The organism is Paraburkholderia sp. SECH4 (assembly GCF_030511745.1).
GTDB classification, from domain to species: domain Bacteria; phylum Pseudomonadota; class Gammaproteobacteria; order Burkholderiales; family Burkholderiaceae; genus Paraburkholderia; species Paraburkholderia madseniana.
Genome location: NZ_JALOCP010000002.1, coordinates 511,218 through 531,773 on the forward strand (window position 1 = coordinate 511,218; position 20,556 = coordinate 531,773).

Genomic DNA, 20,556 nt, shown 5'->3' on the forward strand with positions numbered 1-20,556 from the left:
TCGATGGCGTTATCGTGCGCCGATTCTTTGCTTGGAAAAATGCCGTCCGTCTGCAAGGATTGTGAAGTCTGGCTTAATAATGGAGATCGCGATGGACCCAGCCCAGTTGCCGGCGTTGATGGCATTCGCGAGCGTGGCGCGCCACGGCAGTTTCACGCACGCGGCTGCGGAAACCGGCGTGACGGCATCGGCGTTGTCGCAAAGCATTCGTTCGCTTGAGACTCAACTGAATGTGCGCCTGTTCAACCGGACCACCCGGCGTGTTGCCCTGACGGAAGCTGGCGCGCAGTTTCTCGCGCGCGTGCTGCCTGCGCTGGGTGAACTGGAGGCGGCCTTCGAGGCGCTCGATGAAACTCGCGAGCAGCCCGCCGGCACGCTACGCATCAATTTGCCGAGAGTCGCGAGCGAGCTGCTGGTGTTGCCGCATCTGGCCGAGTTCACGCGTCGCTATCCGCAGATCCGTCTTGATCTGACACTCGACGATGGTTTCGCTGACTTGGTCGGCGAAGGTTTCGACGCGGGAATCCGGCTCGGCGAACGGATCGCGCAGGACATGGTGGCGGTACCCTTGGGCGGCGAGATCCGCATTGTCGTAGCCGGCTCACCGGCCTATTTCGAGCGCTATCCGGCGCCGGCGACGCCATCCGATCTCGCCGCTCACGATTGCCTGCGCTACCGCTTCTCGACCAGCGGCGGCATCTATCGATGGGAGTTCGCGCAGCCTGACGATCCGTCGCGTGTGTTCGAAGTCGAGACACGCGGGAGTCTCGTCACCAACGATCTGTACACGATGGTGCGGGCGGCGGAGCAGGGAGTGGGCCTCCTCCACGTGATCGACGACTACGTGAACGAGCAACTCGAAGACGGCCGCCTGGTCCGCGTGCTGGACGGGTGGTGTCCGAGCTTTCCGGGCTTTTATCTGTACACGGCGAGCCGCGCGCAAATGCCGTTCAAGCTGCGCGCGCTGATCGATTTCCTCCGGGAGAAGCGCGAAGTCCGATAGACCTCGCGTGTTGCTGCAGCTTCAGGCTGTGAATCGTTGCGTCGGACAGGATGCCGTGCGGCTCTCCCCGGGTGGTGTCTGCAACTGCCGTTGGTTTGTCGTTCGCCTCGATCGTGCCGCCGACTATCATTGAAGCGGCTATCTGCGGCACAGGGTGCGGTGGATAACGGAAGCGCCGGCACCGGCGCGGAAGATGGCTGTCTTCGCCCTTCAGAGAGTTCGCCATGGAAAACGCTGTCTACTGGAAAGGACGTCAGGTCGGTATCGAGTGCGCTGGCCGGACCTTGTGGTTTTCGTCGGCGCCGCAGGAAGCCGTGTTGGCATATGGCACGAAGCCGGCTGAGAACGTGATTGTTGAAGATGCGGTCGTCGTTCGCAATCTCGGCGTGACCGCGCGAAGCGATCGATTGGATTTTGGCGGCTTAAGGGGCGCTACCGTTGATCGTTGTGACGGTCGGTTGAAGCGGGAGCCGCGTTGAAAACCGGCACCAGAAAGCAAAAAGCCCAGTCACGAGGACTGGGCTTTTTGCTTGAATCTTGTGGTGCCGGAAAGAGGAATCGAACCCCCGACCTTCGCATTACGAATGCGCTGCTCTACCGTCTGAGCTATTCCGGCATCAGGAGAAACGAGATTATAGGGACTTCTTCAGGAACTTGGCAAGCCCTCGCGGTCACTTTTTTGTTTCGAGATGGTAGCGCGTGACGCGGTCGACTTCGTTCTTCGAGCCGAGGAACACCGCCACACGTTCGTGCAGACTTTTCGGCTGGATGTCCAGAATCCGCTTCTCGCCGTTGGTCGCGGCGCCCCCGGCCTGCTCGACGATGAACGCCATCGGGTTTGCTTCGTACATCAGGCGGAGCTTGCCCGGCTTGTCCGGCGTGCGCTTGTCGGCCGGGTACATGAAGATGCCGCCGCGGTTCAGGATACGGTGCACGTCAGCCACCATCGATGCGATCCAGCGCATGTTGAAGTCGCTCTGGCGCGAACCGTCCTTGCCGTCTTTCAACTCGCCGATGTATTTCTCGACCGGCGGATACCAGTGACGCTCGTTCGACGCGTTGATCGCATATTCACGCGTTTCAACCGGAATGCGCATATCGCTTTGCGTGAGTACCCACGAACCCAGTTCGCGGTCGAGTGTGAAGCAGTTCACGCCGTTGCCGGTGGTCAGCACCAGCACGGTTTGCGGGCCGTACACCGCATAACCTGCCGCGACCTGCTGCGTTCCGGGTTGCAGGAACGACTGTTCGGTGGGCTGCTGGCCGTCCGGGCAGCGCAGCACCGAGAAGATTGTGCCGATCGACACGTTGACGTCGATGTTCGACGAGCCGTCGAGCGGATCGAACACCAGCAGGTATTCGCCCTTCGGGTAGTTGGCGGGGATCGGGAAGAACTGCTCCATTTCCTCGGACGCCATGCCCGCCAGGTTGCCGCCCCATTCATTCGCTTCGAGCAGGATTTCGTTCGACAGGATGTCGAGCTTCTTCTGCACTTCGCCCTGAACGTTCTCGCTGCCCGCGGTGCCGAGCGCATCGCCCAGCGCGCCCTTGCTGACGTGGTAGCTGATCGCCTTGCACGCGCGCGCGACGACTTCGATCAAGAGGCGCAGGTCGGCCGGCAGGTTGTTGGTCTCGCGCTGCTGCTCGATCAGGTACTTCGTGAGAGTGGTACGACGTTGCAAAGCCATTGCTGTACTCCGGGAAGGCTTAGGGAATGTCTCGATTTTAACCGCTCGCTGTGTCGGTTCCGTGCTTTTGAGATACGAGGGCGTGCGCCCGCCTCGCTGAGGGCTGTAAACGCGCGTGAAACTCAGGCTTTGCGGCGAGCCTTGATGGCCGTGACATGGCCGGCCACGTGGGTGGCAAGCGCGGCGGCACGGGCGTGTTCGGCCGGGACCTTCGGCATTTTGGGCCGGTTCGCCTTGGGCATCGGCTCGATCTCGCGCTCGATCTGCTCCCCGGCCGCCGCGGTAGCGACACGCAGGTCGTAGGCGATCTGGAGATTCAGCCAGAACTGCGCACTCGCGCCGAAGTAGCGTTCGAGCCGTAGCGCGGTGTCGGCCGAGATGGCGCGTTTGCCGCGCACGATGTCGTTGATGCGCGGCGCCGGTACGCGCAGCGCAAGGGCGAGCGCGTTGACGGACATGCCGAGCGGTTCGAGGAACTCGCACCGCAGAATCTCGCCGGGATGGATTTCCGGGATGCTTTCGCCGGTGCTGATGTCGGAGAAATCGATGCTGCCCAGATCGGAGCGTTTGATGACCATGCCGGTCTCCCAATAATCAGTGATAGTCGACAATTTCGACATTCAGCGCCTCCCCGTCGACAAAGTGAAAACAAATGCGCCACTGCGCGTTGATGCGAATACTCCACTGCCCGCTGCGCTGGCCTTGCAAGCATTCGAGCCGATTACCCGGCGGCGCATGCAGGTTGCGGATTGACCTGGCGGCGTCGATCATGAGCAGCTTGCGGCGCGCGAGCGCCTGCATATGAAGCGGCAGTGAATGCACGAACTTGCCCTGAAAGATTGCTGCCGTGGCCTTGTCGCCGAATGTCGTGATCATGGGATGATATAACGCGTTGCGTTAAACGTAAACCGTTAAATGAATGCGTTTACTTTCCACCCGCCGAACCGATACGAACAGTCGTCCAGACGGCTAACGTTGACGTCCGCACACCGCTTCATCGCAAAATTCAGGACGAAAAAAAGCCGGCAACACGTGCCGGCTTTTCGCTGCGCAAAGCGCTGTCAGACGATCGTCACGCCAACGCTTTCTCCACGATCTCGCGCACGTCGCGCGACTTCACCTGCGACGCCACTTTCTCCAGCGCCGCGCGCATACCGTCACGCAGTGTCGGCGTAAAGCGGCGCCACAGTTCCAGCGAGCGGGCGAGGCGGGCGGCCACTTGCGGATTGATGGCGTCGAGCGCGATCACCTGCTCGGCCCAGAACGCATAGCCCGAACCGTCTTCGGCGTGGAACTGTGCGGGGTTCGCCGCGCAGAAGCTGAAAATCAGCGAGCGAGCCCGGTTCGGATTCTTCAGGTTGAAAGCCGGGTGCGCCATCAGCTTGCGTACGATCTCGATCACCGGACGCTGCGCGCTGCCACGTTGCGTGGCTTGCAAGGCAAACCACTTGTCGATGACGAGCGGTTCCTTTTCGAAGCGCCGGTAGAAGTCGTCCAGCGCCTGCTGCGCCTCAACGCTGCCGCCGTTCGCCGCCGACGCATTGAGCAACGCCGAGAGCGCCGCCGAGCGGTCGGTCATGTTGTTGGCGGCATCGTATTGCGCGGATGCAAGACGCACGGCTTCAGCCGGATCGTCGAGTTCCGCGAGATACGACAACGCAAGGTTCTTCAACGCACGATGACCGGAAGCCTCCGGCGTCGCTTCATAGGCGCCCGGCGTGCGGTGCTTTTCGTACACGGCAAGCCAGTCCTTCCTGAGGGCATTCGCGAGGCGCTTGCGCACGAATTGCCGCGCGGCGTGTACGGCAGCCGGGTTCGATTCGGCCATCTGTTCAGCCAGATACGCTTCCGACGGCAGCATCAATGCCAGTTCGCGGAACGACGGCGAGAGCGTTTCGTCGGTTAGCACGCGCGCGAACGCAGCGACGACCGAGTCGTCGAGCTGCAGCGGCACGCCGGTTGTGGCGCGCCCGGCGAGCGTCAGCAACTCGCGCGTGGCGAGCCGTTGACCGGCTTCCCAGCGGTTGAACGGGTCGCTGTCGTGCGCTAGCAGGAACGCGAGCTGATCGGCCGAGTAGTCGTATTCGACGATCACCGGCGCCGAGAAATTGCGCAGCAGCGAGGGCAGCGGTTCCTGCGCGACGTTGACGAACGTGAAGGTCTGTTCGGCCTGCGTGAATTCCAGCACGCGCGTTGTGGCGTCCGACGCCTTGGCTTCGCTTTCCAGTTGCAGCGGCATGTCGTGGCCGTCCTTGCCGATCAAACCGATCGCGAACGGGATCAGCAGCGGGCCTTTTTGCGTTTCACGCGCGGCTGGCGCGGCATCGCCGTAGCCTTGCGTGAGCGTCACGCTGTAGCGTTGCTGCGCGGCGTCGTACTTCGTGCGTACCGAGACGCGCGGCGTGCCGGCCTGACTGTACCAGCGTTCGAATTGCGCGAGATCGCGGCCGTTCGCATCGGCGAGCGCGTGACGGAAGTCGTCGCAGGTCACAGCCTGGCCGTCGTGACGCTTGAAGTACAGGTCGATGCCTTTGCGGAAACCGTCGCGGCCAAACAGCGTCTGATACATCCGCACGACTTCGGAGCCTTTTTCGTAGACCGTCATCGTGTAGAAATTGTTGATCTCGACGTAGCTTTCCGGACGCACCGGGTGCGCCATCGGACCCGCGTCTTCGGCGAATTGCATCTGGCGCAGCACACGCACATCCTCGATGCGTTTGGTGGCGCGTGCGGCTTCGTCGGTCGCGCCGCCCGCCATGTCGGCCGAGAATTCCTGATCGCGGAACACCGTCAGGCCTTCTTTCAGGCTTAGCTGGAACCAGTCGCGGCACGTTACGCGGTTGCCGGTCCAGTTGTGGAAGTATTCGTGGCCGACCACCGCCTCGATGTTCGCGAAGTCGGTGTCCGTTGCCGTTTCGGGGTTCGCCAGCACGTACTTCGTGTTGAAGATGTTGAGCCCCTTGTTCTCCATCGCGCCCATGTTGAAGTCGCTCACCGCGACGATCATGAAACGGTCCAGATCCAGTTCCAGCCCGAAGCGCGACTCGTCCCAGCGGATCGAGTTGATCAGCGAATCCATGGCGTGACGGGTCTTGTCCAGGTCGTGCGGTTCGACCCACACCTGCAACAGCTTTTCCTTGCCCGAGCCGCTCTTCACGCGTTCTTCGAGCGCGACCAGCTTGCCCGCGACCAGCGCAAACAGATAGCTCGGCTTCCTGAACGGATCTTCCCAGCGGGCGAAATGGCGGCCGTCCGGCAGATCGCCTTCTTCGAGCAGATTGCCGTTCGACAGCAGCACCGGATAGTCGGCCTTGCTGGCGCGCAGTGTGACCGTGAAGGTCGCCATCACGTCAGGGCGGTCGAGGAAATAGGTGATGCGGCGAAAGCCCTCGGCCTCGCACTGCGTGAAGAAGTTGCCGCCCGACACATACAGGCCCGACAGCGTGGTGTTTTCCGCCGGATTGCAGATGCTGGTGAGCGTGAGCTCAAAGTTATCCGGCACGTTGTCGAGCGTGAGGCCGTGTTCGTGCGCATGCGCGTGGGCGAACGGGGCGCCGTCGATCGTGGCGCCGACGAACTCGAGTTGTTCGCCCATCAGTTCGAAATTCGCGGCGTGGGACGCGTCCGGGTTGCGGCGCACCCGCATCGTGTTCCTGACGACGGTGCGTTCGGGGATCAGATCGAACTCCAGTGCGACGGTGTCGATCAGGAAGGCGGGCGGCGCGTAATCGGCGCGGCGGATCACATTGGGCGTTGCGGTATCGGCCATGGCGTTCTGTAGTGATGGGACTCGAGCCGTCACGCGTGCTTATGGCGCGCGAGCCGGGCTTGTCGAGCCATTGTACAAAGGCTCGGCGGATTGTGCGGGTCGAACTTTTTACCGATTCGCCTGGTCAGCGTATTATCGGGGCCGCTCGGCGCAGCAAAGCATGCGCATGAGCCAACCCGCTCAAGAATGGCAATAACAGGCATCACGAGGTAGACCATGAAATTCGATCGATGGACCCGCCGCGCTACGCTGCTGCTGGCCACGCTGACGGTGCTGTTGTCCGGCTGCACGAGCTATGTGACCTCCCAGGTCACGGCGTTTTCCGACTGGAGCGGCAACGACGCCACCCGTACCTATGCCTTCACGCGGGCGGGGGATCAGCAGAACAATCTCGAGCTCACCACCTACGAGCGTCTCGTCGGCAATGAGCTTGCCACGCATGCGTTCCGCCAGGTCGACACTTCCCAGGCGCGTTATCTGGTCGGGCTCTCTTACGGGATTCGCTCGGACATGGTGACGGTCGCGCAGCCGGTGTATTACAACCCCTGGCCGGCGCCGTACTGGGGCCGGCCGTTCGATCCGTGGGGCCCGTGGGGCGCGTTTCCGACCGCCTATGTGAACCAGAGCTACCCGATCTTCACGCACCTGCTCGGCGTGCGGATCACCGAGCGCGCCAGTGGCAAAGAGGTCTATAACGTGACGGCGCGCAACTCGGACGAAGAATCGTCGCTGGTGAGGGCCATGCCGTATCTGGCACGCAGCGCGCTGGCTGACTTCCCGCTCGGTAACGGCGTGGTCCATACCGTGAAGATTCCCGTCGACAAGAACGGTGGGATCTCGAACGAAGTCGCAACGACGGGCGCCGCGCCCGCGGCCGCGCCGGCTTCGGCGCCGGGTGCGAAGGTCGTGCAATAGGGCGTGCAATAGGGCGTGCAATAAGCGCTACACCGGCGCGGGGGTAAGCGCCCGTAAGTGGCGCGTGAGATTTGGGAGACGCGCGGCATCTAACTCAGCAGAGCGGCACCGACGCATTGAAGTGTTCCGAAACGAAACACTTGTTTAGAAAGCTAAATGAAAGTATTCGCGTCTATTTACGGATGCGACAGCGCCTGTCTGGCCCGCGGAGCTCGCTGCAAGCGGCTTTGCAGGCTTTTCACGGACGCGCAAGGGCCGCCAGGCCTATATTTTGACGTTGTCCAGGCATCCGTCGCACCCGCGATACGGATACAGATAGATACGTCTTTTGTGGCTGATTTAATCCACAATATTCAGTATGATTCCGGCGACCACAGGGAGCCTGAGTCAATCCATCAGACTAATTGGCAAAGGCACCTAAATAATCGGGGCCAAGTGCCGTTAAATCGCTGAACCCTATATAAGAAGATTGGATTGACCCCCGGCTGGAGATTGTCGTTCCGCGCGGCGCGCATACGCTGTGACGGCTGCGTATTCCGTCAGGCACCCTCAGCCTCTCCTCGCTTCTACGCGCGAACACCGATATGCCCGATCTGCACTGGACCATTCCGGTCGCTCGCTGGTCTAGCTGGCCTGCTGCCGCATCTGCCGCACCCGACATCGGCTTTATCGAGCCGATCGTGCGGCGTCGCCTGAGCACGCTGTCCAAAGTCGCCCTGAAGGTCGCGCACGACTGCGTGGCGCAAGACGAGGTCAGAGTCGTGTTCGCTTCACGCCATGGCGAATTGCGGCGCACCACGGACATCCTGCGTACCATCAGCGCGGGCGAGCCGGTCTCGCCGACCGCCTTCAGCCTGTCGGTGCTGAACGCCATGACCGGTGTCTTCGGCATTGCGCGCGGTGACCGTTCCGCTGCCAGCGCGATCTCGGCCGGCGCCGAGACGCTCGGTTATGCGTTGCTGGAAGCGTACGCGCAATACGCAACGCAGCCCGGCTCACCGGTATTGCTGGTGTACGCTGACGAACCGGCCGATCCGGCGTACGGCACGATTGAAGACGAAGTGCAGGGCGGCGCGATCGCGATCCTGCTGAACGGCGAAGCGGCGACGGGGCAACTGGTCTGCACGTTGTCCGGCGGAGGCGAGCCGGAGGCAGCCCGGGCCGCGCAGGAGGCAAATCACGCAGACGCGGGGAATATGGCAACTGCGGTGGCAACTGCGGTGGCAACCGCGGAGGCAAGCGCGGAAGAAAGTTTCGCGACCCAGAGCCAGGCGCTGCAGCACTGTCTGGAAACGGGCAGGCCCGCCGTCTGGCAAGGCGCCGGCGCGGCCTGGCATTGGAGGTGGCATGAACGCGCGGCTTGATTACGTTTGGCGGTTCTGTGCGACAGGCATGGCCTTCGTGGTGTTCGGCATCTGCGGCGTGCTGTTTTCGGTGCTGGTGTTCCCGCTCGCGTGGCTGTGGCCGCACCGGGCGTCGCGTCAGCGCGTGGTGACGACCGTGATTCACTGGTTTTTCCGCGCACTGGTCGCGGTGTTGCAGCGCATCGGTGTGATGGAGCTCGAGGTATCGGGTGGGCAGGCATTGCGCGCCGGCGGCCCGGCGATCGTGGTCGCCAATCACCCGACGTACCTGGACGTGATGGTGTTGTTGTCGCTCACGCCGCGCGCCTGTTGCGTGGTGAAAAACGCGCACTGGGGCAACCCGTGTTTCTGGGGAATCGTGCGCTCGGCGGAATATGTGAGCAACGCCGATCCCTCGGAGCTCGTCGAAGCCGGCGCGCGGCAGCTAGCAGCGGGCTACACGATGATTATTTTTCCCGAGGGCACGCGCAGCCCCGCGCCGAACCGGCTGCACGCGTTTTCACGCGGGTTCGCGCACATGGCGTTGAAGGTCGGCGCGCCGATCGTGCCGGTGCTGATGGACTGCGATCCGCCAGCGTTCACCAAGCAGATGCGCTGGTACGACGTGCCGGCGCGCGCTTTCCGGATCCGGGTGAACGTGCTCGAGCCGCTTGGCGTCGAGCAACTCGCCGACCACGACACTTCACCGTCTCTCGCGGCGCGCAGCGTGACCAGCGCCATCGAAGCCCACATTACTCAGCACCTGTTCGATTATGGATTCTTTAAAACTGGAAATTAAACAGCTTCTGATCGAAGCCCTCGATCTGGAAGACCTGAGCCCGGCCGATATCGACGACGACGCCCCGTTGTTCGATACCGACGGCATCGGTCTCGACTCGATCGACGCGCTCGAGATCGGCATCGTGCTGCGCAAACAATACCAACTGACCATCGCAGCGAACGACGAACGCACCCGCGAACACTTCCGCTCGATCAGCACGCTGGCCGCGCTGGTCGCGAGTCAACGCGAAACGGCGCATGCTGTGAACGAAACCACAATAAAAGGGGATTAATCGTGTCCGAGGCAGAGATTCTTGAACGCATCCGCGCCATCTTCAAAGAGAACTTCGCGATCGAGCCGGAGCGCGTGACGCCCGACGCACATCTCTTCGAAGACCTCGATCTCGACAGTATCGACGCCGTCGACCTCGCGATCAAACTGCAGGAAATGACCGGCCGCCGCATCAAGCCGGAAGAATTCAAGTCGGTGCGCACGGTCGGCGATGTGATCGGTGCGGTCGAGTCCCTGCTGGCGGCACAAGGCTGATGCCATCCGTGCGTTCGCGAATGCAAGCGGCGGCGAGTCGGCCCGCCGAGGCATCGCCCGGCACTGAGCGCCACTGGGCCAAAACGGTGGTGCAGGTCCTGCTGAAACTCGCATATCCCGCGTTGATTCTGTGTGCCTGGCGCTGGGACACGCCGCGCTATGTCGGCTGCATGCTGTTTGCGATTCTGTGGCTGCAACGCTGGGCCGGCAGTGGTCCGGTCGCAACCTCGCTGCGCCGGCTCTCCACGATCGACTGGACCGTGGTCGGCTTGCTGAGCTGCGCCTCGGCGGCGATCGTGTTCACCAACAGCGAGCTGCTGCTGCGCCTCTATCCGTCGCTCGTCAATCTGGGCCTGTTGATCGCGTTCGGTGCGACGCTGGTGCGCGGGCCGTCGATGATCGAAAAATTCGCGCGGCTGGGCAATCCGGATCTGCCACCTGGCGCCGTGCGCCATACGTGGCGTGTGACCCAGGTGTGGTGTGTTTTCTTCGCGCTGAACGGCGCGTTCTCCGCTTATACGGCGTTCTATTGGAGCCGCGCAAACTGGTCGCTCTATAACGGCGCGATTGCGTATGGGTTGATCGGCGTGCTGCTGGTGGCCGAGGTCATCTGGCGTTATCTGGTGGTGTTGCCGCGAGCCGCGCGTTCGGAGGCGGCATGATTGCGCTGCATGATCTGTTGTCCGCGGGCCATGGGGCCGCCATTGTGAATGCGCCGGTATGCCGCGACGGCGCGACGGTGCTCGACCGCGCAGCGTTTCGCGCGCGCGTGTCGGCTCTGGTCACGCTGATGCAAACGCAAGACGCGCGCCGCTACGCGTTATGCATCGACGATCCGTTCGATTTCGCCTGCGCGCTGTTTGCGCTGTTCGCGTGCGGCAAAGAGCCGGTGATTCCGGCCAATGCGACGCCGGGCTATCTCGCCGATCTTGCCGACGCGTACGACGCCGTGCTGACCGACGCCGATCTGCCGCGCGGTGTGCGAGACGCTGACGCCGATGCCGATGCCGATGCCGATGCCGATGCCGATGCCGATGCCACACACACGCCAGGCGCCTCGCACACGATCGATCCGCAAGCTCCGTTGACGCTCTACACCTCCGGCAGCAGCGGCGCCCCCAAGCCGATCCGCAAGACCCTCGCGCAATTCAACGCCGAAGTGCACACGCTCGAAAAACAGTGGGGCGCTTTGGTCGGCGATGCGACGATGCTCGCGAGCGTGCCGCATCATCACATTTACGGTTTGCTGTTTCGCGTGCTGTGGCCGCTTGCAGCGGGCCGCGCGTTCGACCGCGCGATCAGCATCGAGCCCTTGCATCTGCAAACGCAGATCGAGCAATGCGGCGCGACGGTGGTTGTCTCGACGCCCGCGCAGTTGTCGCGTTGGCCCGCGTTGCCTGGTTTCGCCGCGTTGACGCCGGCGCCGCGCGCATTCTTTTCTTCGGGCGGCCCGCTCACCCTGGAAGCCGCGCAGGAATACGCCGCCGCTTATGGCGCTGCGCCGCTCGAAATCTACGGCAGTACGGAAACCGGTGGCATCGCGTGGCGTCGTCAGGATCAGACTGATGCCTGGCAGCCGGTCGTCGGCATTGAAGTGCGCCGCGACGAAGACGGCGCGCTGAACGTCCGCTCGCCGCATCTCGATCACACCGGCTGGCATCGCACGGACGACAAGATCGCGTTCGACGCCGATGGCCGCTTCCGCCTGCAAGGTCGGCTCGATCGCGTGCTCAAGCTGGACGGCAAGCGCGTGTCGCTGCCGGAGCTCGAAGCGCGTCTCGCGCTGCATCCGTATGTCGCGCAAGCGGCGATCGTGCCGCTTGAAGGCGCCTCGCGCGAGCGCGTCGGCGCCGTCGTGGCGCTGACGGAAGCCGGCTGCGAGGCATTGCGGGACGAAGGTCGTGTGCTGCTCGCGCAAACCCTGCGCCGGCATCTCGCTGCCTATTTCGATGTGGTGGTGCTGCCGCGTCACTGGCGTTTTCGCCTCACATTGCCGTTCGACGCGCGCGGCAAACTGCCGGTGGCTGCGGTCGCGGCGGCATTCGAGCCGCGCGCGGACGGCGTGGAAGTGCTCGCCGAAGCTCGCAGTGCCGACACGTTGCATTACGAACTGCGCGTGCCGCCGACGCTTGTGCATTTCGCCGGCCACTTCCCCGGTCTGCCGATTTTGCCGGGCGTGGTCCAGGTGCATTGGGCGATGCATCTGGCGGCCGAACACGTGCCGGCCGTGCGCGCGCTGGCATCGGTCGACCGTCTCAAGTTCATGGCGCCGGTGCCGCCGGGCGCGGTGCTGAATCTCACGCTCGCACACGACGCAGCGCGTGGCCGCGTGCAGTTCGCGTACCGGCTGAGCGGGCGTGAATGCGCATCGGGCGTGATCGTGTATCGGGAGCCTGCATGATGCGCTTCGCTCCTTGCATCGTTATTCCGATTTACAACCACAAGGACGCGGTCGACGCGACCGTTGCCCATCTCGCGGTGCACGGCTTGCCGATCTTTGTCGTCGACGACGGCAGCGACGAGGCGACCCAGCAGGTGCTCGCCTCACTCGCGCAACAGTACGCGGGGCAGCTCACGCTGCTGCGTTTGCCAGTTAACGGCGGCAAGGGCGCGGCCGTGATGGCGGGACTGCGCGCCGCGCGCACTGCGGAGTACACGCACGCTCTGCAGATCGACGCCGACGGCCAGCACGACGCGACCGATGTGCCACGTTTCATCGAAGCGGCGCTCGCCGAACCGGGCGCGGTGATCCTCGGCCGCCCGGTCTACGACGAGAGCGTGCCGAAATCGCGCCTCTACGGCCGTTATCTGACGCACGTATGGGTGTGGATCGAAACGCTCTCGCTGACGATCCGCGATTCGATGTGCGGCTTCCGTCTGTATCCGCTGGCGCTGGCCTGCGAGCTGATCGACAGCGTGCAACTGCCGACGCGCATGGACTTCGACATCGAAATTCTCGTGCGTTTGTACTGGCGGCGCGCCGCGTTCCGCTCGATTCCGACGCGCGTCACCTACGCAAGCGATGGCGTCTCGCATTTCGACGTGCTGTGGGACAACGTGCGCATCAGCCGCAGCCACACGCGCCTCGTGTTCGGCATGCTGTGGCGTCTGCCGATGCTGCTCGCGCACAAAGTGATGCCACGCCGTCTGGCGATCGCAAGTGAGGCGGTTAAGCAGAGCGAACCGGGCAAGCCGGGCAACCTGAGCGAACCCGGCCAGCACGCTGAGCAAAACGAACAAAGCCCCCAGGACTGGTGGCGGATCGCCGAACGCGGCAGCCATCTGGGCATGTCCTTGCTCGCGCTCAGTTGCAAGCTGTTCGGCCGCCGTTTCACGGCGCTCTGGCTGCATCCGATCGTCGCGTATTTTCTGCTGACGGGCCGCGCCGCACGCGAGGCGTCGAGCAACTACTTCACGCGTCTTGGCGAAGCCGCACCGCACGGCGATACGCCGCGTCCGGGTTGGCTGTCCGCCTATCGCCACATGCTGGCGTTCGCGCAATCGGGCTTCGATAAGCTCGCGGCATGGTCTGGCCGCGTCAACAACGCCGACGTCAAATTCGAAGACCCATCGGCATTCGAAGCATTGGTCGCAAGCGGCAAAGGTGCGCTCGTGATCGGCGCGCATCTCGGCAATCTGGAAATGACCCGCGCGCTCGCCGCGCAGGGCGCCTACGCGAAAGTCACTGCCGTGGTCTACACCGAACACGCGCGGCGCTTCAATAGCGTACTGGCTTCGGCGAATAGCCAGTTCGCGCGGCATCTACTCGAAGTCAGCGACTTCGGTCCCGAGACCGCCATGATGATGCAGGAGCGCGTCGATGCGGGCGAGCTGCTGGTGATCGTCGGCGACCGCGTGCCGGCACACGAAGCGGGCCGCACGACCGAAGCGCAATTTCTCGGCTCGACCGCCCCGTTCGCGCAAGGCCCCTACGTGCTCGCCCATGCGTTGGGCTGCCCTGTCTATCTGTTCTTCTGTCTGAAAGAGCGCGACGGCTATCGTCTGTATTTCGAACCGTTCGCCGAGCGCATCGAGTTGCCGCGCCGCGAACGCGCGCAGCATCTTGCCGCGTGGGCGCAGCGTTACGCGGCGCGCCTCGAACACTATTGCCGCAAGGCACCCTATCAATGGTTCAATTTCTTCGATTTCTGGGCCAGCCCCAAGCGAGGCACACATGGCCGAACATGATCTGATCGAGGCGCAGAGCGCTAGCTCAAGTGAGAATGCCCGCGGGAACGCAAACGCAAACGCGGCGGCGGTAACGATCGGCGGCCGCAAGCTGACGATCGAAGAAGTCGTTGCGATCGCCCACCATCGCGCACCAGTTGCGTTGAGCGCCGATCCGGCGTGGCGTGCGCGCATCCAGCGCGGCGCGGATTTTCTGCGCCGGCATCTGGCATCGGGCGCGACCGTGTACGGCGTCAACACCGGCTATGGCGACGCGTGCGTGGTCGACGTGCCGATGGAACTCGTCGAAGCCTTGCCGTTGCAACTGACGCGTTACCACGGCTGCGGAATGGGCCAGTATCTCGACGACGCGCAAACGCTCGCGGTGATCGCCGCGCGACTCAACTCGCTGGCCTACGGTTTCTCCGGCGTACGCCCGGTGTTGCTCGAACGCCTTGCCGATCTGATCAATCATCGCGTGTTGCCGCGCATTCCGTCGGAAGGCTCGGTCGGTGCAAGCGGCGACTTGACGCCGCTCTCGTATGTGGCCGCCGCGCTCGCGGGTGAACGCGATGTGATGTTCGAAGACAGTCTGCGCAACGTGCGCGAGGTCTGGACCGAACTGGGTCACGAGCCGCTGACGCTCGCGCCGAAAGAAGGCCTCGCGCTGATGAACGGCACCGCGGTGATGACGGGCCTCGCCTGTCTCGCATTCGCGCGTGCCGATCATCTGACGCGCCTCACCGCACGTCTCACCGCGCTCTGTACCGTTGCACTCGACGGCCGTGCCGCGCACTTCGACGCGATGCTGTTCGAAGTGAAGCCGCATGCAGGCCAGGCTGAAGCCGCGGCGTGGATTCGCGACGATCTGAGCGGGCGCGACGATACGCCGGGGCATCGTCTGCAGGATCGCTATTCGATTCGCTGCGCGCCGCATGTGATCGGCGTTGCTCGCGATGCCTTGTCGTGGGTGCGCCGCGATGTCGAGAACGAACTGAACAGCGCGAACGACAACCCGCTGATCGATCCCGACAACGAGCGCGTGCTGCACGGCGGCAACTTCTACGGCGGCCATATCGCGTTCGCGATGGACTCGCTGAAAGTCGCGGTCGCCAATCTCGCCGATCTGATGGACCGGCAGCTTGCATTGCTGGTCGACGTGAATTTCAACAACGGCTTGCCGCGCAACCTGTCGGGTGCGGCGCCCGCGCGCGCCGCGATCAATCACGGTTTCAAGGCGGTGCAGATTTCGTCGTCCGCATGGACGGCCGAAGCGTTGAAGAACACGATGCCCGCGAGCGTGTTCTCGCGTTCGACTGAGGCGCACAATCAGGACAAGGTCAGCATGGGCACGATCGCTGCGCGCGACTGTTTGCGCGTGCTGGAGTTGACCGAGCAGGTCGCCGCCGCGCATACGCTGGCGACGGTGCAAGCCGCGCGCCTGCGGTTGAAGATCGACAGCACCACGCCGGTTCCCGCGCCGCTACAAGTATTCATCGATAGCGTGACGGCGCAGTCGCCGTTCGTCGACGAGGACCGCGCGCTGGAAAGCGACCTGCGCGCGCTGACTGCGCGCATCGCCGCGTGCGATTTGTTGAACGACTATCGGGGAGGATTGCACGCATGACCGGCTCCCCTAAAGTGCTGACAGCCAGCGCGATGGTCGAAGTGCCGTTTCACGACGTCGACGCGATGAACGTGTGCTGGCATGGCCACTATCTTAAGTACTTCGAGATCGGCCGCGCGGCGCTCCTGCGCACCTTCGACTACGACTACCGCGAGATGCAGGCCTCGGGTTACCTATGGCCGATCGTCGAGGCGCATCTGAAGTATGTGCGCCCGGCCACCTACGGCCAGGCGCTCGAAGTGCGCACGCAACTGCTCGAACACGAAAACCGCCTGAAAATAGGCTATGAAATTGTCGATTGCGCATCCGGTACGCGATTGACGAAGGGCTACACGATCCAGGTCGCAGTCGATGCCGCGACGCAGGAATTGCAGTTCGTGTCACCGCCCGTCGTATTCGAAAAGCTGGAGCGTGTATGGGGACGATGAACTTGCGCGGTGTGGCAGCGGGCGGGTTTCTCGCGCTAGGCACGCTAAGCGTATTGAGTGTATCGAGTCTGGCAGCATGGCCGACTGTGGCGTCTGCGGCTGAAACTGCACAGTCCGCCGGCAACCCCGCTCTCGTTTCGCAGATCGCCTCCCATCTCGCGCAGGCCAAGGGCGTCCGCGCGCAATTCACGCAAACGCAAACGCTCGCGGCGATGAAGCAGCCGCTCGTCAGCACGGGTTCACTGCTGTTCTTCCGCGATCGTGGCGTGATCTGGCAGATCGACACGCCGTACAAAGCCACCTACGTGATCACCGATGCGGGCGTCGCCGAAGTCGACACCAACGGCCAGCGCGTGACGGCTCACAGTGCCCAGGGCACACGCGGCGTCGCGCAGGTTTCGAAGATGATGCGCGCGATGCTCGGCGGCGATCTGTCGGCGCTGTATTCGCAATTCGACGTGCAGGCCGAAGGCAGCGCCGCGCAGTGGCGCATGCAACTCACGCCGAACCAGCCGCAGATCGCGCAGTCGATCAAAGTTTTGCAGATGAACGGCGGCGACTATCTTCAAAGCCTGCGCATCACGCTCGCGAACGGCGACATCACAAAACTCGACTTTGCTAAAAGCGCAGCGGTGACCGAACCAACGCCGGCTGAGCGCAGCCTGCTCGGAGCGCCGTAATGCTGGTGCTGCAACAGCGGTCCGCGAAACAGGCGTGGGGCATGCGCGCCGCGTGGCTGCTGCTCGCGCTCGCCGCGGTGCTGTATTGCGGCTGGCGTTTCGCGGGACCTTCGCCGCTGCAGACCAATCTGCTGGCGTTGCTGCCTGCCACGGAAGCGGATCCGGTCGCCGAGAAGGCGGTCGATACGCTGGCGAGCGCGCTGGGCGACCGCACGGTTTTTCTGGTCACCAGCAACGATGACGCGCACGCCAAAGCGGCAGCGAAACAACTCGGCGCATCGTTGCAGAAGAGCGGGGCGTTCGGCTCGGTGACGGCGGAGTTGCCGCCGTTCGATCTGTCACAGATCGCCGCGTTGTATATGCCGTATCGGTTCGGTTTGCTGGCGCCCGTTGACGGCGCGGCACTCGCGCAGAGCAATGCGGCAAGCCCCGCGCTGCATGACGCACTCGCGCAGCGCATCTACAGCCCATTGCACGGCGGCCTGACCACGCCGCTCGCCGACGATCCGTTCGGTTGGCTCGAACACTGGCTCGGCGGTTTGCCGGTCGCCACGTCGAATCTCGAACTCGAAGACAACATGCTGGTGGCGCATCGCGGTGCTGCGACCAGTGTGCTGATCGTCGCCACGCTGCCGGGCTCGGCCTACGAATCGAAGACGCAGCACGCCGTGCTCGCCGCGCTCGCGCAAGGCGAAAGCGCCTTGAAGCAGGCGTTCCCCGAAGTGTCGGTGGCGAGAACCGGGGCGGTGTTCTACGCGGAGTCGGCACGTAGCGCATCGGAACACGAGGTGCATCTGATCGGCGTCGCGTCGCTGTGCGGGATTGCGTTGCTGATGATGTGGGTGTTCCGCTCGCCGCGTCTGTTGCTGCTCGGTTTCGTTTCGACGGCGCTCGGCATCGTATGTGCGCTCGCGGTCACGATGCTGATGTTCGGTCAATTGCATCTGTTGACGCTGGTGTTCGGCGCGAGCCTGATCGGCGAAGCGGTCGATTATTCGATTCAGTATTTCGTGGTCTATCTCGGCGCGGAGCGCGATTGGGATTCGCGCCGTGGTGCGCGTGCGGTACGTCCGGCTTTGACGGTTGCGCTTGCCACCAGTCTGCTCGGCTACGCGATCCTCACGTGGGTGCCGTTCCCCGCGCTCAAGCAGATTGCATGCTTCGCGATGGCAGGCATTGTGACGGCGTATGCCTCCGTGCTGTGGTTGTTGCCCGCGCTGCTCACGCACCCGCCGAAGCGCCCGCGGCGCCTGTTCGCTGGTGCGGCGCGTGTGCTGACGGTCTGGCATCGCACGATCGGCGGCAAGCGCGCATGGTTCGTCGCGGCGCTGTTGCTGATCTTGGCGATTCCCGGCTGGTTGCGTCTGACGAGCGACGACGATATCCATCTGCTGATCCAGCGTGATCCTTCGCTGGTCGCGCAGGAAGACCAGGTGCGCGCGGCGGTGGGTGTCGATAACAGCGCGCAGTTTTTTGTCGTGCGTGGCGAGACGCCGGAAATCGTCTTGCAGCGCGCCGAAGCGCTGGGCGCGAAGCTCGACGGGTTGAGCGGCACGGCGAACAAGGTCGGCAGCTATCAGTCGGTGGCGCAGTTCGTGCCGTCCGCGAAGCAGCAAAACGAAGACCGTGCATTGCTTGCGCAGCACGTATTCAACGATCCCGCGGCATTGCGTGCGACGCTGCTGCAGGCGGGCTTTAAAGACGAAGTCGCCGATGCCTGGCTCGCTGCGTATGCGAAACCGCAGCCGCTGCTTACGGTCGACACATGGCTCGCCGCACCGTGGTCGCAGCCCTACAGGCATCTGTGGCTGGGTGAAGTCGATTCGGCCACCAAAGCGTATGCGGCGGTCGTGATTCCACAAGGCGTGACGCCGCAGAACGAACCCGCGCTGATCGCCACCGCGCAGGCGCTGCCCGGCGTCGTATTCGTCGACAAGGCGGCGAGCGTCTCGAAGCTGTTCGGCGCGTATCGCGTGGACAGCGGGTGGTGGCTCGGCGGTGCGCTCGCGCTCGTGCTCGTCCTGCTGATGCTGCGCTACCGCGCGCGCGGCGGCATTGCCGTGACGCTGCCGGTGCTGCTCGCGGTCGTCGTCACGCTCGCGGTGTTCGGCTACGTTCACGTGCCGCTCAATCTGTTCAACTGGCTCGCGCTGATGCTGGTGCTCGGCGTTGGCGCAAACTATGCGGTGTTTCTGCGCGAAGGCTGTTTGCGCGCGGACGCGGATCTCGGCGCGGTGTGGACCGGCGTGCTGCTGTCATCGGCCACCACGCTGTTGTCGTTCGGCATGCTCGGCATGAGCGCGATGCCCGCGCTGAAGAGTTTCGGCGCCACGCTCGCGCTCGGCATCCTCGTATCGGTGCTGCTCGCACCGATCGGCATGCCATCGGAATCAAGGAGGGCCGCATGAAGGCGCCATCAGTTTATTTGCACGCGCTCGGCATGATCAATGCGCTCGGCGGCGACCTCGATGCAATCGTCCCGGCGCTTGCCGCCGGTCACGCACCCGGTATGGCGCACGCGCATACGGGCATTGGCGAAGCGTTTGTCGGCAGCGTACTCACGCCGCTCGATATTGCGCCGCCCGCCGGGCTCGCACGGTACGACTGCCGCAATAACCGCTTGCTGCTGGCCGCGCTGACACAGATCGCGCCCGCGGTCGACGCGGCGCGCGAGCGTTACGGCGCGCATCGGATCGGCGTGGTGCTCGGCACCAGCACGTCGGGTATCGAAGCGGCCGAAGCCGCGTTCGTCTATCACGCGCAAGCGGGCGACCTGCCCGCCAATTTCAATTACCGGCAGATGGAGATCGGCACCGCCGCGCCGTTCGCCGCCGCCGCGCTCGGCGTGCAGGGCCCGGCATTCACGATCTCGACCGCTTGCACTTCGAGCGCGAAGGCCTTTGCGTCGGCGCGCCGTCTGCTGCAATTGCGGCTGTGCGACGCGGTGGTGGTGGGGGGCGTCGATTCGCTGTGCGAGTTGACGGTGCAGGGTTTCGCCTCGCTCGAATCGACCAGCGGTGTGCGCAGCAATCCGATGAGCCGCAATCGCTGCGGGATCAACGTCGGCGAAGGCGCAGCCGTGTTCCTGATGAGCCGCGAAGAAGCGGCAGTACGCCTCGCGGGTGTCGGCGAATCGAGCGATGCGCATCATATTTCCTCGCCGGACCCCCAAGGCGTGGGCGGCGAACTCGCGCTGCAAGCGGCGTTGGCCGACGCGGGCATCGCATCGTCGGCAATCGGCTATGTGAATCTGCATGCCACCGCCACACGCAAGAACGACGACATGGAAGCGAAGCTGATGGCGCGTGTCTTCCCCAACGGCGTGGCGACGAGCGGCACCAAGCCGCTGACGGGTCACCAACTCGGCGCGGCGGGCGCGACCGAACTCGCCTTCGCGTGGTTGACGCTGGCACGCGCGAATGAGTCGCAACCCGTGCCGCTGCCGCGTCATCTGTGGGACGGCGCTGCCGATCCCGCGTTACCGGTGCTCGACCTGGTCGAAACCGAACGCTTTTTGCCGCAAGGCACGGGACCGCAGTACGTGATGAGCAATTCGTTTGCGTTCGGCGGCAGCAATGTCAGCCTGATCCTGGGACGGTGACGCGCGCG

18 protein-coding genes and 1 tRNA gene are annotated in these 20,556 nt (G+C 63.8%); 14 read left to right on the forward strand and 5 right to left on the reverse strand.

The genetic code is table 11. The features are described 5' to 3' along the window. Positions 1–91 precede the first annotated feature (91 nt). Complete coding sequence (locus M0D67_RS05270; protein WP_199203024.1) at positions 92–1,003, forward strand: LysR family transcriptional regulator; 912 nt, start codon at positions 92–94, stop codon at positions 1,001–1,003. A gap of 540 nt (positions 1,004–1,543) precedes the next feature. Here M0D67_RS05270 and M0D67_RS05275 read toward each other — a convergent pair. From M0D67_RS05275 to pepN, 5 genes are all read right to left on the reverse strand, one after another. After that, positions 1,544–1,619, reverse strand: a tRNA-Thr gene (locus M0D67_RS05275). 55 nt (positions 1,620–1,674) lie between these two features. Then, a complete protein-coding gene (locus tag M0D67_RS05280) occupies positions 1,675–2,691 on the reverse strand; it encodes a class 1 fructose-bisphosphatase (RefSeq protein ID WP_054037301.1) in 1,017 nt (338 codons plus the stop codon). Positions 2,692–2,813: 122 nt separating this feature from the next. Next, positions 2,814–3,269: a HigA family addiction module antitoxin gene (locus M0D67_RS05285; protein ID WP_054037300.1), complete on the reverse strand. Its 456-nt coding sequence runs from the start codon at positions 3,267–3,269 to the stop codon at positions 2,814–2,816. A 16-nt stretch (positions 3,270–3,285) separates the two neighbouring features. Then, complete coding sequence (locus M0D67_RS05290) at positions 3,286–3,567, reverse strand: type II toxin-antitoxin system RelE/ParE family toxin (protein ID WP_154559937.1); 282 nt, start codon at positions 3,565–3,567, stop codon at positions 3,286–3,288. A gap of 196 nt (positions 3,568–3,763) precedes the next feature. Continuing rightward, positions 3,764–6,460 carry an aminopeptidase N gene (pepN, locus tag M0D67_RS05295; protein ID WP_171927769.1) on the reverse strand — a complete coding sequence of 899 codons (2,697 nt, stop codon included), beginning with the start codon at positions 6,458–6,460 and terminating at the stop codon, positions 3,764–3,766. A gap of 216 nt (positions 6,461–6,676) precedes the next feature. Here pepN and M0D67_RS05300 point away from each other — a divergent pair, with 216 nt between their 5' ends. The 13 genes from M0D67_RS05300 to M0D67_RS05360 all read left to right on the forward strand — a co-directional run bounded on the left by M0D67_RS05300 (position 6,677) and on the right by M0D67_RS05360 (position 20,548). After that, positions 6,677–7,375 carry a DUF4136 domain-containing protein gene (locus M0D67_RS05300; protein ID WP_154559939.1) on the forward strand — a complete coding sequence of 233 codons (699 nt, stop codon included), beginning with the start codon at positions 6,677–6,679 and terminating at the stop codon, positions 7,373–7,375. A gap of 584 nt (positions 7,376–7,959) precedes the next feature. Next, on the forward strand, positions 7,960–8,739 hold the full coding sequence (locus M0D67_RS05305; RefSeq protein ID WP_171927768.1) for a beta-ketoacyl synthase chain length factor: 780 nt from the start codon (positions 7,960–7,962) through the stop codon (positions 8,737–8,739). Further along, entirely contained in the window at positions 8,723–9,517 is a 795-nt protein-coding gene (locus tag M0D67_RS05310; RefSeq protein ID WP_093639093.1) for a 1-acyl-sn-glycerol-3-phosphate acyltransferase, read from the forward strand. Before M0D67_RS05305 ends, M0D67_RS05310 begins: the two co-directional genes overlap by 17 nt. After that, positions 9,492–9,791: a phosphopantetheine-binding protein gene (locus M0D67_RS05315; RefSeq protein ID WP_154559941.1), complete on the forward strand. Its 300-nt coding sequence runs from the start codon at positions 9,492–9,494 to the stop codon at positions 9,789–9,791. Before M0D67_RS05310 ends, M0D67_RS05315 begins: the two co-directional genes overlap by 26 nt. A 2-nt stretch (positions 9,792–9,793) precedes the next feature. Further along, positions 9,794–10,045: an acyl carrier protein gene (locus M0D67_RS05320; RefSeq protein WP_020069032.1), complete on the forward strand. Its 252-nt coding sequence runs from the start codon at positions 9,794–9,796 to the stop codon at positions 10,043–10,045. Further along, the gene (locus tag M0D67_RS05325) at positions 10,045–10,707 is read left to right on the forward strand and encodes a hypothetical protein (protein ID WP_154559942.1); all 663 of its coding nucleotides are present in this window, start codon (positions 10,045–10,047) and stop codon (positions 10,705–10,707) included. The genes M0D67_RS05320 and M0D67_RS05325 overlap by 1 nt, the downstream gene beginning before the upstream one ends. Beyond that, positions 10,704–12,446 carry an AMP-binding protein gene (locus tag M0D67_RS05330; protein WP_266237625.1) on the forward strand — a complete coding sequence of 581 codons (1,743 nt, stop codon included), beginning with the start codon at positions 10,704–10,706 and terminating at the stop codon, positions 12,444–12,446. The genes M0D67_RS05325 and M0D67_RS05330 overlap by 4 nt, the downstream gene beginning before the upstream one ends. After that, entirely contained in the window at positions 12,446–14,233 is a 1,788-nt protein-coding gene (locus tag M0D67_RS05335; RefSeq protein WP_154559979.1) for a glycosyltransferase, read from the forward strand. The genes M0D67_RS05330 and M0D67_RS05335 overlap by 1 nt, the downstream gene beginning before the upstream one ends. Continuing rightward, entirely contained in the window at positions 14,220–15,839 is a 1,620-nt protein-coding gene (hutH, locus tag M0D67_RS05340) for a histidine ammonia-lyase (RefSeq protein WP_266237627.1), read from the forward strand. The genes M0D67_RS05335 and hutH overlap by 14 nt, the downstream gene beginning before the upstream one ends. After that, the gene (locus M0D67_RS05345) at positions 15,836–16,267 is read left to right on the forward strand and encodes a thioesterase family protein (protein ID WP_154559945.1); all 432 of its coding nucleotides are present in this window, start codon (positions 15,836–15,838) and stop codon (positions 16,265–16,267) included. The genes hutH and M0D67_RS05345 overlap by 4 nt, the downstream gene beginning before the upstream one ends. Continuing rightward, positions 16,255–16,947, forward strand: coding sequence for an outer membrane lipoprotein carrier protein LolA (locus M0D67_RS05350; protein ID WP_154559946.1), 693 nt, complete (start codon positions 16,255–16,257; stop codon positions 16,945–16,947). The genes M0D67_RS05345 and M0D67_RS05350 overlap by 13 nt, the downstream gene beginning before the upstream one ends. Then, positions 16,947–19,355 (forward strand): MMPL family transporter, encoded by a 2,409-nt coding sequence (locus M0D67_RS05355; RefSeq protein ID WP_266237631.1) that lies wholly within the window; start codon positions 16,947–16,949, stop codon positions 19,353–19,355. Before M0D67_RS05350 ends, M0D67_RS05355 begins: the two co-directional genes overlap by 1 nt. Next, complete coding sequence (locus tag M0D67_RS05360) at positions 19,352–20,548, forward strand: beta-ketoacyl-[acyl-carrier-protein] synthase family protein (RefSeq protein ID WP_154559948.1); 1,197 nt, start codon at positions 19,352–19,354, stop codon at positions 20,546–20,548. Before M0D67_RS05355 ends, M0D67_RS05360 begins: the two co-directional genes overlap by 4 nt. The last annotated feature ends 8 nt before the right edge of the window (positions 20,549–20,556 follow it).